We start from the raw sequence: 16,348 nt of genomic DNA, 5'->3' as shown, positions 1-16,348 counted from the left end.
TGTCATAATTAAGAAATACCAACTGATTGTGGGGGAGACGGGGCGTGCCCCGTCTCTACGCTATGACGTTACCTTTATCTACATACAATATGTTAGACTTTAACAATACCGAGATCGCTTTCTCGTCGAAGTCGCGGGGAGAACTACAAAATGCTTACTGGCTTTTTAATACGATAAAATATCCTTGGTTGGTAAAATGCGCTAAAGTAGCCACGAGTATAGTTTTGAAAATACATTTCCCGCTGGCTTGGGCGGTGAAGCCTACCTTATATAAACAGTTCGTTGGGGGAGAAACTTTACAAGACTGTTCCGCAGCCATCAACCACTTGATGAAATACAACGTGAAATCGACGCTCGATTATTCGGCGGAGAGCGAGCAGACCCCGGAGGGCATACAGGCGACTTTCGAGGAAACCTTGCGCTCGATAGATTTTGCGAAAGGAAATACGAATCTGGCCTATGCCGTATTCAAACCATCCACGATCACGACCGATGAGTTACTGGCCAAAGCTTCCGAGAAACGGGAAGAGCTTACGATAGACGATGTCCGGCATTTCCGCGAGTTCCGCGAGCGTTTTATGGCGCTTTGCCAACGGGCTTACGATAACGACGTACGTATTTTAGTGGATGCGGAGGATTATTGTTTCCAAGATGCCATTGATGCGTTGACCGATGAGGCGATGCGTAAGTTCAACAAGAAACGTGCGATCGTATTCGCTACCTTGCAAATGTATCGTCATGACCGGATGCCTTATCTGCGTCGTATCTACGATGATGCCGTGGCGAAAGGTTATATTGCGGGCGTGAAATTCGTGCGCGGGGCTTATATGGAAGCGGAGCGTGCCCGTGCGGCGGCGTTGGATTATCCCGATCCGATTTGTAAAGATAAGCAGGCCACGGACGAGAATTATGATGCGGCGGTCCGTTTCACCATGGATCATTTAGATCGTTTTGAGATGTTTATGGGAACTCATAATGAGGAGAGTAATTATAAGTTGGCGAAATTGATGGACGAGAAGGGGATCGCCCGCGATGACTCCCGTGTTTTCTTTGCGCAGCTATTGGGAATGAGCGATAATATTTCCTTCAATTTAGCCCATGCGGGATATAACGTAACCAAATACGTACCGTACGCCTCGGTAAGGGATGTACTGCCGTATTTGATCCGGCGTGCGGAAGAGAATACTTCTGTCGCGGGGCAGACCAGCCGGGAACTCCGGATGTTGGAGATGGAAATGACTAGGCGGAAAGAACATAAACCTGCCGAGGGCAGGTAAAGTAGTTTGTCAGCATATTTCGGGGCGTATTGGTGCTGGCAAACTACTTTGTCTGCCTATTTTTATTTACTGGCCTTCAGTCCCCGGATCACGGAAGAGGTAAAACCGGAAAGTTCCATCTCATTTAGACCCTTGATCGTGATTCCGCCCGGAGTTGTTACCTTATCGATTTCCATCTCCGGGTTACTTTTGTTCTCGAGCAATAAATCAACGGCGCCTTTCACGGTATGCACCACGATCTCTTGCGCTTGTTTCGGATAGAAACCCAATTCCACGCCGCCTTCTATCGCCGCGCGGATATAACGCAAGGCGAAAGCGATGCCGCTGGAAGCCAATGCTGTTCCTGCGCCCATCAACCGTTCTTCTACCAACATGGCGTTGCCAAGCTCGTTGAAGATATGGATGATTAGATCCGTTTGCTCCTTGGAGGCGTTGCGGGCGGAAACGAAAGTCATGCTGCTCATCACCTCGATAGCCGTGTTGGGCATGATCCGGAAGATCGTGGGAGTAGCCAGACAATCGAAGTCTGTATTCTTGGTCAAATAAGTATTCAACAGGTCGAAAGTCACGCCAGCCGCTACGGATACGATGATTTGTTTCTCGAAGTCGAGCACCGACTTAATCTCATCTATAATCATTTCTACACGCCAAGGTTTAACGGCGATGATGATGATATCAGCGTTTCGTGCCGCTTCCACGTTATCATGGGTCAAGATAAAGTCCGGATCGATCTTTCTCATCTTCTCCAAGGTCTCGTCCGATTGGGCGGTACAAGTGATATCAGAGGCTTTGAACATGGTTCCTTTCGCTAAACCTCGGGCGATCGCTCCACCGATATTACCCGAACCGATAATAGATATTCTCATTTTGCAGATAATTAGTTATATATTATGTTTTCTGAAGAGGCAAACTTAGATAAAATATCTCAAATACGTACGACTTTGTAGAGTTAGCTACGGATAAAAAACTTACATTTGCGGTCGATACGGACTTAATACTAATATAAATATATAAAATTACATGAAAAAGACAATTCTAGTTTCAAGCATGCTATTCGCTCTGACTATGTCCGCTACGATCCAAGCGCAAGACACGGAGAAGAAGGTGAGTGAGGAGGGATTCGTGTTCACGACCGTGAAAGAGAACCCCATTACATCTGTTAAGAACCAAAATCGTGCGGGTACGTGCTGGTGCTACTCCTCGTACTCTTTCTTGGAGTCGGAGTTGCTTCGTATGGGAAAGGGCGAGTATGACTTATCCGAGATGTTTACGGTATATAACACCTATCTGGATCGTGCCGACGCTGCTGTGCGTACGCATGGGGATGTTTCGTTCTCGCAAGGTGGATCTTTCTATGATGCGCTTTATGGAATGGAAACATTCGGCTTGGTTCCGGAAGAGGAGATGCGCCCGGGCATGATGTATGCCGATACGTTGAGTAACCATACCGAGCTTTCCGCCTTGACGGACGCTATGGTGGCCGCTATCGCCAAGGGAAAGTTACGCAAATTGCAGTCTGATGAGAATAACGCCATGTTATGGAAGAAGGCGGTCGCTGCGGTACATCAGATCTACTTGGGGGTTCCTCCTGAGAAATTCACGTATAAAGGGAAGGAATATACACCGAAATCTTTCTTCGAGTCTACAGGTTTGAAGGCTTCGGATTATGTCTCATTGACTTCTTATACGCATCATCCGTTCTATACCCAGTTCCCGCTAGAGATTCAGGATAACTGGCGTCACGGTATGTCGTATAACTTGCCGCTGGATGAGTTTATGGAGGTCTTTGATAATGCGATTAATACGGGTTATACGATCGCTTGGGGTTCCGATGTGAGCGAATCTGGTTTTACTCGTGACGGAGTGGCCGTTATGCCTGATGATGAGAAGGTACAGGAGTTGAGCGGTTCCGATATGGCTCATTGGTTGAAATTGAAACCGGAGGAAAAGAAGCTGAACACAAAACCGCAACCTCAGAAATGGTGTACCCAAGCAGAGCGTCAGTTGGCTTACGATAATTACGAGACGACAGACGACCATGGTATGCAGATCTACGGTATCGCCAAGGATCAAGAGGGGAACGAGTATTATATGGTAAAGAACTCTTGGGGAACCAACAGCAAGTATAACGGTATTTGGTATGCTTCCAAGGCGTTTGTCCGTTATAAGACCATGAATATCGTGGTTCATAAAGATGCCTTGCCTAAAGCGATCAAAGCCAAGTTAGGTATCAAATAACCGATCTGCCAAGGAGGGTTCAAATAAAAACTAAACCCCGATAGCTTCCGGCGATCCGGTAAGTCTATCGGGGTGATCTATATATACAAAGATGTGCTGCCTATAAATTTATTGGACAAGTCTTAGCGTGTAGTTAAGATCTGCCGCCGCTTTTTGCAACGCGTCGTTCATCAAGGTCAAGTTATCCCCTTCTACTAGGAAATAGATGACGGGTTCGCCATCACTGGGAATCAACTCGTAGATTACTGCGCTAGCGTCATCGGGAGTTCCGTGCTTTACTTTTTGTTTACCGGTTGTAATGGCTTTCTGAGGAGCTTTCTTCGCCGCTCCGGTACTTGAGGCTACTGCTTCCGGTACGGTATAAAGAGCATCCAACTCGAATACGCCTTCCTCGTCTGCGTTATCTTGTTGATAATACAAGGTTAAGTCATAATCTACGTTCACGCTATCCGGAGAAGTCAGGGTTCCCTTATACTTTTTTTGGATAACCGGTCCCTTTTTAGGATCAGCCTTCAAGGAATCCCTCATATTCACGGGCTTTGCCGGTTGGGTCGCCTTAACAGAATGGATCAGTGGCAAAGACGGAGCGTCCGGAGCCGCCGACATTATGGCGAATTCTTCTTCCTCTACTTCTACGGGTACATCCTTTTGGGCTTGCTTCCCGCTACATGCGGCCAAAAATGCCATAGCCGCTACTGCGATAAAATACTTTTTCATTACCATTATTTATTTTATTAGTGACGTTTGGACATATAACATAAAATCCCCCACGATTTGTTTCGTGAGGGATCATTTTTAACTATTTACCGTGAAATATTTATTTCTTGGAAGGCTCTACCCAGTCATCCGGATAGGGAGCGGTCGGGATCGTGGAAGCGCTTCCGTCTCGTCCGGCGAAATAGTGCGGTGACATGATCTCTACGCCAGCCTCATTGAATACGTCCTGTATGTTTTGATGCAGGTCGGAATAGATATCTCCGAGTTTATCGGCGTCCTTTATATAAGCGTTGATTTGATAACAGGGATAGTAATCGCTTAGTTCGGTCTCCAATACGAAAGGCTTCGGCTCTGGCAATACCCCGGTGGTCTGGCGGGCGGCATTGATCAATAATTGATGAACTTGCCGCCAAGGTACGTCGTAGCCGATCGTAACCGTGCTGTGGATGATTAATCCGTATTGCCGTGCGGATACGCTATAATTTGTTGTATGGGAGGACATGATAAAGGAGTTCGGGATGGTCACTACCTCATTCTTAGGGGTACGTAAACGGGTTACAAACGGAGTCTTCTCGATCACGTTGCCAGTCGTCTCGTTTAGTTGGATACGGTCACCCAATTTAAAGGGCCTCATATAAGTAATGACCAGCCCTGCGATGATATTTCCGATCACCGTACTGGAACCCAACGATATGATCAAACCGACAAATACGGATATGCCTTGAAATACCCCCGAGTCCGATCCCGGCAGATAAGGATAGATCATGGCGATCATAAAGGCGTATAGCAGGAAACGGATGATATTAAACGTCGGTTGCGCCCAATCCGGGTAAAAACCTGATATTTTCAGGTTCTCGCTCTCTATCTCGTTGGCTATGTATTGGATTCCTTTTACGATGTATTTGATGCAGTAATAGATCACCAAGATGATAAACAAGTTCGGAATATAGGAGGCTACCGATTTAAAGATCATCTTTACCGGCTCCAACAAATAGGAGAATATCTTCAAGGCTAGATCTTCTGTTTGCGGGAAGATAGCGAAAAGGATCGGTACACTGATGGTTAATTGGATTAGTAACACGATCCATCGTATTACGTTGGTGAAAAACATCAATACACGTCCTTGGCGATGTGTGTTGAGAAATTCATAATCCCGGATGGTAATAGATCTGAGTCGGTTCTGCTTTAACCAGATAATTTTCCTGCGTAGCTTCTTAAACAGATAGTTGGTCAGCTTAAACAGGAAATATTGGATGATAATTACGAGGATGAACAATAATACCCGTTTCGCTATCTGCAAGATACTATGTTGCTCCCTTAACTCTTGTATCTTGTTTTGGATAATCGGTTGATATTGTTCAGCGAGGGCTATACGACTGAGATTTTGCCATAGGGCATCTTGATCGGTGATACTTAGGATAACCTTGTCTCCGTACATGATATCCGTTACGTATTCGCTGTCATAGATATAGATGGAATCCTTCTTCAAGGAATGCGAGGTCCCGATCTTTACCATGATATTGAGGATGTCCTCAGCCCGGTCAACCGGGGTGCGGCCTCCGCGCTTGGCGTAAAGGTGAAATAAGGTATCCCCCTCCACGACTACAGGTACGCCGGGAGTCAGTGCCCGAAGGGAATCGATACGGTTTCGTTGCTCGGACCTTTTTAGGGAGTCGGCGGTAGCGTTGCTGTTTTTCGTGCTTTCCAGCTCGTCTTTCAGTAAGATCTCGTTTAGTTTCATCTCTTGCAACTGGAGGGCTAGCTCCTGCATCTTGATGGAATCCTTCCGGTGCTGCTCATCGAGCGAAAGCGTATCGGTTGGGGTAACTGGTTCCTCCGGATCATTGCCTAATGTCGTAGACAATAGTTCTTCGGCCTTTTCCCTTAATTGGGCGTTGGACACCGTTGGCAGGAAACTGATTCCTGCCAAGATCACTAATCGCAATAAAAATTGTTTCATCGAATCGTGGATTAACTATTTACCACCGGCCGGAAGATGTTCCAGCCAGTATTTAGCCATTGTCTTACGTAGGTGAAGAGTTGTTCCTTCCCTTTCGTTGATGCTATGGCTACGCATCGGGTAACTGATTTGCGTAAACATCTTTCCGTTCTTGATCAACTTGTTCACCAGCATCTCGCAATTTTGGTAATGCACGTTATCATCTCCCGTACCATGAATAAGCAGCAGATTACCTTCCAGTCCCTCGGCATAGGTAATCGGGGAACCTTTGTGGTAGCCTTCCGGATTGTTCTGCGGAGTATTCATGTAACGTTCTTGGTAGATCGTGTCGTATAAACGTTGGTCGGCTACAAAAGCGATCGCTATACCAGTATGGAATATTTTCGGATAACGGAACATGCAGTTTAAGGTCTGGCTACCACCACCGCTCCATCCGGTAATACCGATCCTGTTGGCATCGATAAACGGATATTGACGGGTCATATCCAGAATACCCCTGCTCTGGTCTTCGGAAGCGAAAGTACCCACTTCCCCGTAAATACATTTCCGCCATTCACGTCCACGGGGAGTATTCGCACCCCGGTTCTCGATACTTACCACGATATAACCTTGGTTCGCCATATATTGTTGCCATAAATCTCCGTTACCCCATACATCTTGTACGGTGGCGCTTGCCGGCTCGCCGTATACCTCTATGATAACCGGGTATTTCTTGGATGCGTCGAAATCGACAGGTTTTATCATCCATGCGTCCAAGGTTAGATTGCCGGACTTGACCTTGATAAATTCTTTCGGGTTTAATCCTAAGGCGGCGTATTGGTCCTTGGCTTGGGCATTATCCTCAAGCATGCGTACGGATTGATGTTTCGGGAAAGAAACCATGTCGATAACGGATGGGGTAGAGGCGTTACTATACGTATGTATGGCCCATTTGCCGGTGGGTGACATATTGTAGCGGTGCTGTCCGGATTGTTCCATGGGGCTTACACGCTCCACTTCCCCATTGCCGAATGCTTTAGCCCGGTACAAGTAACGTTGGGTGAAATTGTCCGGGGAGGCGATGAAATAGACCCAGCCCTTTTGTAGATCGGTCCCGACCGGCGAGATATAATCAAAATCACCTTTGGTGATGGGTTGTATCTCTTTTCCGTCCCGGCTTATCCGGTATAAGTGTCGCCAGCCACTACGCTCGCTTTCCCATGTGAAATAGCGGTTGTCCTTTAACCATTGTATGTTATCATTCGTGTCCAGCCATGCGGCATCCGTATCAGTGAAGATATTATTCAGCGAGTTATCGGATATCTTGGCGATCCATACCTTATTTGTATTCTGCGGGCGGTTTAGTTGCTGTATGAACAACTCGTCGCTTTCGGGGATGAATTCCATACGGGGCAGGTAGTTGTTCCGGGGATCTCCGGGTATGGCGATCCAAGTGGTGTTCCCGCCGGTAGAGGAAACGTAGCCTACTTTTACGGCTGAATTGGTGGTTCCTGCCTTGGGGTATGGGAAATGGATTACCTTTGCGTAGATGGAGTCTACATTATTAATAATGTCGAACATTCCCGTTCCTTTCGTATCGCTTTGCCAATAGGCGATATGCTTTCCGTCCGGGCTCCAGCGGAAACCATCCCGGCAACTGAACTCCTCCTCATATACCCAATCGAAAGTTCCGTTGACAATCGTATCGCTTCCGTCTTTTGTTAGCTGCGTGATTTTCCCGGAGTCTATATCTTCTACATATATATTATTGTTGGAAACATAGGCCACACGTGTGCCATCCGGAGAGAATTTAGCGAACATCATGGAGGATTCCGGCATTCCTTTTCCCAATTGACGTAAAGCGCCGTCCTTTAGGTTTAATACCCAATAGTCACCCCGGGTATCATAACGCCATACCCGTTGGGTATTGTTATAAATCAAGACTTTCTCATTATCCGCACTCCAAGAGATACTACGTGCGGGAATAGGCTTTCCTGTAGATTTGTCTGTCAATAGGGATGAGGGGATAATGACTTCACGGGAGTTATCTTTTGCTTGATAGGCGACGATATCCGTGCCTCCGGTTTGCTTATTATTTTCCAAGCGGCTATAACGTTCACCGTCTTTTAGCCAAGTCATGCTTCCGATGCCTTTTGTTTGTATGACGTTACCGGCAACGATATCCTCAAGATTCAACGCTTTTTGTGCCATGCTTATACCTCCCGACAGAAGGCTGATCGTGGCGATCGCTATTAATTTATTTAGTTTCATGTTGTATTAGTTGGTTACTACTATATTTATGCAAAGAACGGAAAGTTAGTTGATATAACAAAATGGATTTGTATATTCGCGCCTCGGAAATCAAGAATAATTATAATTTAATTTTATATAGAAATCGGAATGAAAGCACTTTCAATGTATGTATGGTCACTTTTAGTGATCATGATGATGGGACTTACTTCTTGTGGGGATGATGATGAGCTTCAATTCTCGGAAGAACAATTGGCTTATATCAACAAAAACAAGGAATACATCTGGGAAAAGAAAACAGAGAAAGATGAGATGGGTGAATTAAGATATAAGCAAGTTGTTCTAGGGGGTGATACCGCCTTATACCGGATCATTCGGAAAGAAAATGAGTGGACAACAACACCCACGATGACTTCCGTGGTCTATTTGCTAGGTCTGGAAGGGAAGTTTATAGATGGACAGGTCTTTCAAAAGAAACTGGATAGATCAAGTTTTTCTATGAACGGCATTATCCCGGGCTTAAGCGGTGTCTTATTGAATATCCATCTGGATGAGACCGTGGAGGCGATTATCCCGGCTTCGCTAGGTTATGGATATGGAGATTATAGCGGTATCCCCGGAGGTTCTACTTTAATCTTTACTTTTACCTTGGATAAGGTCGAATGAATATTATCAGACTAAAGGCACATTTGGTTTGATCTGACTTTTATCTTTATAAGATTTGGCACGGTTACTTAATTCCGCCAACGGGTTAATAGTATAAGTAGGTGTGGTGTAATTGCTTTATTTTGAATATGTATACGATTTGTTCGTAAATATTCGATAGTTTCGTTGCTTATCTCCTTTTTTCTTTTTAATTTGGCGGATTATAAACATAATCTTGATATTATGAAGACTGCCATTGTTCCTTTCTTGTTGCTTCTGAATGTTCTTGTCGCTGTAAATGCACAGACTAAGGATTCTGTTATCTTGGTGAAAGATAGTATTACGGTAAAATTGCCGGATGTCTACGTTACTTCCGAGCGTCCTTTGGTTACGGTTACGGACGATGCCTTATCTTTCGACGTGCCTAACTTGATCATGGCCAAACCGGTGAATACTGCATTTGATATTTTAGGAGAGATTCCCGGATTGGTGAAAGAAGGGGACAACGTTAGTATCATCGGCGTCCCTGCTACGAACATTATTATTAACGGACGTAGAAGCTCAATGTCATTGTCCCAGATTGTAGAGCTTCTGAAATCTACCTCGGCCAGCAAAGTAAAGAGTCTAGAGCTTTTGTATAGCTCTCCTCCAAAATATGGCGTAAAAGGAGGTAGTATAAATATCATTATGGAGAAGAAAGTGAATGAGGATTTAAGTGCCGATATCTCTTTGACCGGAAAGCAAGCTTTCTACTTCTCGCCAACCGGATTAGTGAATTTATCCTACTCCAAAAAGAAATATAGTCTGGATCTATCTTATTCCGCTAATTATAACCATTCCCGTTCAACCGAGGATATGAACGCCTATCCTATCGTGAAGGATCGCCCTTATGAGATCCTGCAAGAAAATACGGCGGTAGGTCGTTCTATGAACCATACGATTGGGGCGAGTGCCAATTGGTTTATGGATAAGGGGCGTGAGGTGGATATTTCTTATTATGCCAAGATAACGGATTCTAATTCCAAACGATATTCGAACACTCTATTTGTGGGTATTGAGAATGCGGAAAGTAATAATAAGTTATCGGGCCCGAAGAATCTTCAAAATGTACGATTGAATTATGCACATTCCAAGAACTTGAGCGCAGGGGTGGATTATACCTATTATAAGGATCGCAGGGATCAATATATGATCTCGGATTATCCCGATACGAAACAAGAGGTGGAGGCTACCTCCCGGCAAAATATCCATTTGGCGAATGTATTCGTCAACTACGAACGGGTATTTGGAAAAGGATGGAAAATTAACGCGGGCACGAATGTGCAGTTATCCTTTACGGATAATAGCTCCTTTACCTACCAAGATAAACAGGAGGATCTGTCAGCTACGTTTGCCCAAAAAGAAAAAGAGTATACGGCGGGATTGTATGCCGGTTTCTCTAAGCGTTTTGGCAAGAAACTGGTGTTGAGCGCTTCTCTTTCGGCGGAGTATAATAAGGCGGTGATTGATTCGGCGGGCCGGAAGTGGACCTTATGGTCTGGGGTAAATCTCTATCCACAATTGAACTTGAGTTATACGATCGATCCATCGAATATGCTTCAAGTCAATTTTTCCAGCGATAAGAAGTATCCGGCGTATTGGGCCATGAGCTCGAATGTTTCTTATTTGAATGTGTATAGTCAGGTACGGGGAAATCCTTATTTGGAACCGGAACGTATTTATATGGCTAGGGCTAATTATATCTTGAAAAAGAAATATGTTTTTGGACTATTTGCCAATCATCATGTGAATTATATTCGCCAATTGTATTATCAAGATACGAAAGCGTTGAGAGCCTATTACCAATCGGTTAATTTCGATAAGCATAATACTTTCGGGGCGATGGCAGTTATCCCGTTTCGGATCGGTGGGGTGGTTAGCTCACGGTTCGTGGCATCGGGCTTCTTAATTCAAGATGAGGGAGTGTTTATCGATATTTCGTTTGATCGGAAAAAGTTATTCGGGCAGTTGATGTTGTTCAATACGTTTACTTTATCAAAGAAGAAGAACTTATCGCTGGAAGTGAATGCTCGCTATAGTGCGCCTTCGATACAAGGTATCTATGATGTGGATGGTAATTATAATGTATCGGCAGGGCTTGTCTGGAATCCGATACCGAAAAAGTTAAGTGTAATGCTGCGAGGTGAGGATTTGTTAAAGGGCTTACGTGCGAAAACGCATATTGATTATCCCAGCCAGAAGAGTGATATGACGATCTATTCGGATACTCGTTCAGTATCGCTCACTTTAAAGTATACATTGGGCAAGATGAACCGGAAGAATAAGAAAGAGATCGATTCTTCACGGTTTGGTCAATAATGTTCTTATGGAATCCATTCGATAACGCCTGTGACTGGATGTTGTTTTTTCCAGTCCTCTAATTCTGCATACGTACGCACGCCGTCTTGAATGACTGCTTGGTAATATTCCACGCCCATGATTTTCGCTGTATCCGGTGTCTCATATTTCAGTTTTAAGATGGCCTGTCGAGTCTCGTCAGTCAGTACGGCGGTTATACGTTCGGCCATTTTCTCGAAATAACCGTCATAACGGGAACCTTTTACGATATGGATCATATCAATTTGCCAGAGTTCGTTATTCGGATCTTGGAACCATGCGTGCCATTCTACACATCGTTCTTCCGTATCGAGCGAGTTTCCGTATTCGATTCGTTTAATGAGCGGGTTCTCCGCTAGCCGGGCCATCGCTTGGAAGCTGTCGGATATACGGAAGGGAGAGGTGTAAATATGGAAGTCGATATCCTTATGTTTCATGAGTAGTCCCATATTTAAGGAGCCTACTAAGTTTATTTCCGCCCCGACAGATTTCCAGATATTTATAATGTCGGTTTGCCGGATCACTTCCCAAGCTCTTTCTTGGTTTCTTTTCGCTAATTCTAATAGATGTTCCATGATTTAAATAATTTGGGATGCGAAGTTAAAAAACGAAATGGAATAAGGAAATAGCTATTTATAGCTAGGTTGATATATTATATAGGTGTACTATTTTCAGTTGTAGAGACGGAGCGTGTCCCGTCTCTACAAGTTGTACAATATATATTTATCTTTTGGATAACCTGAATAACTCACCGATCCATAAAACTAGAGAGGAAGATCCGATAATAATCGCCCAATCTCTCAAGGACAAAGGTATTACGCTAAACATCTCGCCTCCAAAAGTGACGATCAGGTATTGACCGATCAAAATCAGTAATGCAACTAGCAAGAAACTTTTACTATCCTTTAAATTGGCGAAAGCGGAACGTCCTTCCATAAAAGCCTTCGCGTTAAACATATTCCAGAACTGTAGCATCACGAAGAAGCTGAAGAACCATGATAAGTCGTGTGGCGTTAAGCCGTCTTGCGCATGGAAATAGAACAACAAGCCCATCAAGATTACGACAAATGCGAATCCGACACCGAAAATATTGTAAGCCATCGGGCGAGTGATAATGAAATCTCCATCCTTACCGCTCCGGCGAGGTTTATCTTTCATCACTCGTTCATTCGGTGGGAGAGAGGCCAATGCTCCGGCTGCGAATGTATCCATGATCAAGTTTACCCATAACATCTGCGTGATGGTCAAAGGTGATTCCGTACCTAATAAGGAACCTAATAATACGATCAGACAAGCGGCAACATTGATGGTCAATTGGAATAACAGGAATTTCTGGATATTCCGGTACAAGGAACGTCCCCACATCACCGCACGGGTAATGCTACTGAACGAGTTATCGATAATCGTGATGTCGCTGGCTTCCTTGGCGACGGAAGTACCGTCTCCCATGGAGAGGCCGACTTGAGCAGCTTTCAAGGCTGGGGCATCGTTTGTCCCGTCGCCGGTAACCGCTACCACAGCGCCTTTTTGCTGTAATAATTGTACCAAACGCTGTTTGTCCGTAGGACGGGCACGACACATGATCTTCAAGTCTAAGACACGCTCCAAGGCCTCTTGGTCGCTAAGCGCCTCGAATGCGGGACCTGTTATAATGTTCCTGTCGCTATCATCCGTTTTCCACGTACCGATCTGCCGTCCGATTTCTTTGGCCGTACCCGGTGTATCTCCCGTAACGATCTTCACGTTGATACCTGCGTTCAAGCAACTTTGAACAGCGGGCGGCACGTCCGCACGTACCGGATCGGAGATCGCTACAATACCTAAATACGTTAAATCCGTATCATGCAAACGACCCTCTACGAAGAAAGTCTCATCCTTTCCATCCTCGATAATTTGGTAAGCGAAGCCAAGCGTACGCATCGCTTGGTTCTGGTAATCCAATAATTGTTTTTCGATGCCGGCTTTACATTCCGCCACCGGTTTGCAAGTTCCGTCTATCGCCACCCGGTTACTTTTGGCCAGTACGATTTCGGGAGCACCTTTCACGTAAAGTACCTTCTTGCCGAGTAACGGTGATTGTACGATTGTAGCCATATATTTCCGTTCCGTAGAGAAGGTCAATTGATCTAGGATCGTAGCGTTCTCTCTTAATTCCAGATAATTTTGGTGTTGTCCGTTCAACCAGAGTAAAAGGGCGGCCTCCGTCGGGTTTCCAAGGGTTTTTACCTTTTCTTCCGAGAAATCGAGGAATGCCGTGGAGTTCGTGGAGATACCTTCTTTGATCAGGTTACTTAACTCATCCTCCCCAAGCTTTTGTTCTTTCAGGTTGTAGAAATTCGTTTGGTAGACTTGCATTTGATTCTGTGTCAACGTTCCGGTTTTGTCCGTACAAATTACGGTAGTTGCTCCCATGGTCTCGCAGGCATGCATTTTGCGGACAAGATTATTCGTCTTCAACATACGGTTCATGCTGAGGGCCAAACTTAGCGTGACACTCATCGGTAATCCTTCCGGAACGGATACCACGATCAACGTAACCGCTACCATAAAGTAGTTGAGGATATGGGCGATGATGTCCATCGCCGGCATCCCGGGGAAGCTATCCGATAAAAGGAATTTTACGGTCAAGGCGATGAACGTCACTCCGGCGATCGTATATCCGGCTTTGCTGATCACTCCGGCCAAACCTTTCAATTGGATCTGTAAGGGAGTCTCTACATCGCTCTCGATTTGCGAGCCTTCGTAGACCTTACCGTATCCGGTAGCATCACCCACTTTTTCCACTTGCATGACGCCATGTCCGTCCACGACCGTCGTTCCTCGCATGACTACATTGGACGGATAAGTCGCTTCCGTATCGAAATCCGCCTCGTTTGTTGTCTTGCTAATAATCGGTTCACCGGTTAGTGTGGATTCGTTGATCTGTAGGGAAATGGCTTCAAGCAAATGTCCATCTGCGGGAATTTCCTCACCTGTCTCCAAAACAACGATATCGCCTACGACGACCTCTTTTTTCGGTATTTGGCAGATATTCCCGTCACGGATTACCTTCACTAAAATATCATCATTGACTGTATTCAAGATATCGAATGCCTTGTTCGCTTTCACCTCGAAGAAAAAGCCCACGCAACTGGCAAGCATGATAGCGAAGAAAATGCCGATCGGCTCCAAGAAGGCCGTAAAACCTTTCGCCTCAGGTCCCCAGCAATGTACGCCAGCGATTATCATGGACAAGAGCCATGCCACTAATAATATACGAATAATAGGATCTTCGAATTTCTCCAAGAATTGGCTCCATAACGAAGCTTTCTGGGGCGGGGTAAGTACATTCTCGCCGTGAAGGCGCCTGCTCTCTTCTACTTCTTGTTTGGTTAATCCTCGGTACTGATGTTTTTTCTCCATAAATTTATTAATCTGATTAAGAAAATAGGATAGCAAATTACGTAAAGTTATACGACATATACAAGGGTTTAACCTTTTTGCATATATTTGTGTTGTATAACAAATTAATTTTTAATTAAAAGATGAAGAAAGTACTATTCATGTTATTGGTTATGTTCGCTTTGAGCGCCTGCCAATCAAAGGATTCATATGTGAAGGAGTTTAGTGATTTTGTAGATAAGGTGGAAATGGAGGCCGCTGATTATACCGATAAGGACTGGAAGAAGGCGGATCTGAAATTCTCGGATCTATCCACGAATCTTTACGCCAAGTTCGAGGAAGAGTTAAACGCTGATGAGAAAGCGGAGATCATTAAATTGCAAGCGACATACGCCGGATTGAAAATGAAAGCGGGCGTGAAAGACGCTGCCAAGAAAGTGGATAAGTTCTTGGATGGTTTGAAGGAAGGAACAAAATAACCTCTAATACGAAAATAAGATGAACAGAAATTGGGTGTATTCGCTATTTGCTTTATGGATCGTCTGCTCGTTCGCTTGTACGCAGCCTAAACCTGTGGCGAATGTGGAAGTTCAGAAAGAGAATTTCGTATTCTCTATAAAAGGGACAGATACATTGTCCTTGGACAAGTATGAGTTGCCTTCTATATCGCCCGCCTTAAAAAAGCCTGTGATGATTTTTGCTTTTGGCGGTGGGTTTAAAGGGGGAGATAAGGCGGATAAAGGATATATTCCCTATTTCGAGTTCCTCGCCCGAAACGGATTTGTGGTCGTTTCTACGGATTATCGTACCACCTTGAAGAATCTGGATCCTTCTAAAGTCTCTTCTCCGATGGACTTTATCGCGGCCTTGCAGCATGCGATCGATACGGCGGTAGAGGATTTTTATGATGCTACCGGTTTTGTGATCAACCAAAGCTCGGATTGGAACATCGATGTGGAGCAGATCGTAGCGAGCGGTTCGAGTGCCGGGGCGATTACGGTATTGCAGGCAGAGTATGATTTATGTAACGGACATGAGTTGGCGAAAAGGCTACCGGCAGGTTTCAACTATGCCGGTGTGATCTCATATGCCGGTGCGGTCTCTGGTGTGCTTCCTCCACATTGGGAAAAGATGCCTTGTCCGATTATGCTATTCCATGGCGATGCGGATAAAACCGTTCCTTTTGAACAAGCCGCTATGGAGAACCTCGGCGGTTTATGGGGATCATCCGCTGTAGCGAAAAGTCTGGAAAATCTTCAAGCTTCCTATTATTTTTATAAGGTAGAGAATGCGGGGCATGAGATCTCTGGGCTCCCTATGTCCCGGAACCAATACGATATCATGAGCTTCTTGAGCCGTCAAGTCTTAGGCGATGAGAATTTAGCGATCACGACAGACGAACGTGTTCCCGGTGATACGATCGTACGGAAAGATTTTACCGTACAGGATTATATCTTGGATAATTTGCGTTAATATGATAATGAAATATAAACAGCCTTAATTTGACCTTTTTAGATTAAACTAT

12 protein-coding genes are annotated in these 16,348 nt (G+C 44.9%); 6 read left to right on the top strand and 6 right to left on the bottom strand.

What is annotated here, in order from left to right:
• Positions 1 to 89: 89 nt before the first annotated feature.
• Entirely contained in the window at positions 90 to 1,277 is a 1,188-nt protein-coding gene (locus tag CI960_RS17440) for a proline dehydrogenase family protein (RefSeq protein WP_036628609.1), read from the top strand.
• A gap of 62 nt (positions 1,278 to 1,339) precedes the next feature.
• Here CI960_RS17440 and proC read toward each other — a convergent pair whose 3' ends face one another.
• Positions 1,340 to 2,143: a pyrroline-5-carboxylate reductase gene (proC, locus tag CI960_RS17435; protein ID WP_005854240.1), complete on the bottom strand. Its 804-nt coding sequence runs from the start codon at positions 2,141 to 2,143 to the stop codon at positions 1,340 to 1,342.
• Positions 2,144 to 2,297: 154 nt separating this feature from the next.
• Here proC and CI960_RS17430 point away from each other — a divergent pair, with 154 nt between their 5' ends.
• A complete protein-coding gene (locus CI960_RS17430) occupies positions 2,298 to 3,515 on the top strand; it encodes an aminopeptidase C (protein ID WP_005854242.1) in 1,218 nt (405 codons plus the stop codon).
• 108 nt (positions 3,516 to 3,623) lie between these two features.
• Here CI960_RS17430 and CI960_RS17425 read toward each other — a convergent pair whose 3' ends face one another.
• The 3 genes from CI960_RS17425 to CI960_RS17415 all read right to left on the bottom strand — a co-directional run bounded on the left by CI960_RS17425 (position 3,624) and on the right by CI960_RS17415 (position 8,442).
• Entirely contained in the window at positions 3,624 to 4,232 is a 609-nt protein-coding gene (locus tag CI960_RS17425) for a hypothetical protein (RefSeq protein WP_005854244.1), read from the bottom strand.
• A gap of 100 nt (positions 4,233 to 4,332) precedes the next feature.
• Positions 4,333 to 6,192, bottom strand: a complete 1,860-nt coding sequence (locus CI960_RS17420; protein ID WP_005854246.1) for a mechanosensitive ion channel family protein — start codon at positions 6,190 to 6,192, stop codon at positions 4,333 to 4,335.
• Between the two features lie 15 nt (positions 6,193 to 6,207).
• Positions 6,208 to 8,442: a S9 family peptidase gene (locus tag CI960_RS17415; RefSeq protein ID WP_005854248.1), complete on the bottom strand. Its 2,235-nt coding sequence runs from the start codon at positions 8,440 to 8,442 to the stop codon at positions 6,208 to 6,210.
• Between the two features lie 129 nt (positions 8,443 to 8,571).
• Between CI960_RS17415 and CI960_RS17410 the strand changes: the two genes are divergently transcribed.
• Together CI960_RS17410 and CI960_RS17405 are read left to right on the top strand one after the other, a co-directional pair.
• Positions 8,572 to 9,087: an FKBP-type peptidyl-prolyl cis-trans isomerase gene (locus CI960_RS17410; RefSeq protein ID WP_011966791.1), complete on the top strand. Its 516-nt coding sequence runs from the start codon at positions 8,572 to 8,574 to the stop codon at positions 9,085 to 9,087.
• Between the two features lie 222 nt (positions 9,088 to 9,309).
• A complete protein-coding gene (locus CI960_RS17405; protein WP_005854254.1) occupies positions 9,310 to 11,424 on the top strand; it encodes an outer membrane beta-barrel family protein in 2,115 nt (704 codons plus the stop codon).
• Positions 11,425 to 11,429: 5 nt separating this feature from the next.
• On the opposite strand, the gene CI960_RS17400 is transcribed toward CI960_RS17405, so the two are convergent.
• Both CI960_RS17400 and CI960_RS17395 read right to left on the bottom strand, forming a co-directional pair.
• The gene (locus CI960_RS17400; RefSeq protein WP_005854256.1) at positions 11,430 to 12,017 is read right to left on the bottom strand and encodes a hypothetical protein; all 588 of its coding nucleotides are present in this window, start codon (positions 12,015 to 12,017) and stop codon (positions 11,430 to 11,432) included.
• Between the two features lie 148 nt (positions 12,018 to 12,165).
• The gene (locus tag CI960_RS17395) at positions 12,166 to 14,844 is read right to left on the bottom strand and encodes a calcium-translocating P-type ATPase, PMCA-type (protein ID WP_005854258.1); all 2,679 of its coding nucleotides are present in this window, start codon (positions 14,842 to 14,844) and stop codon (positions 12,166 to 12,168) included.
• A gap of 122 nt (positions 14,845 to 14,966) precedes the next feature.
• Between CI960_RS17395 and CI960_RS17390 the strand changes: the two genes are divergently transcribed.
• A complete protein-coding gene (locus tag CI960_RS17390) occupies positions 14,967 to 15,302 on the top strand; it encodes a DUF6565 domain-containing protein (RefSeq protein WP_005854260.1) in 336 nt (111 codons plus the stop codon).
• A 19-nt stretch (positions 15,303 to 15,321) separates the two neighbouring features.
• Entirely contained in the window at positions 15,322 to 16,296 is a 975-nt protein-coding gene (locus CI960_RS17385) for a S9 family peptidase (RefSeq protein ID WP_005854262.1), read from the top strand.
• The last annotated feature ends 52 nt before the right edge of the window (positions 16,297 to 16,348 follow it).

Source organism: Parabacteroides sp. CT06 (assembly GCF_002257605.1).
Lineage (GTDB): Bacteria > Bacteroidota > Bacteroidia > Bacteroidales > Tannerellaceae > Parabacteroides > Parabacteroides distasonis.
This window is presented reverse-complemented; position numbering and strand designations above follow the sequence as displayed.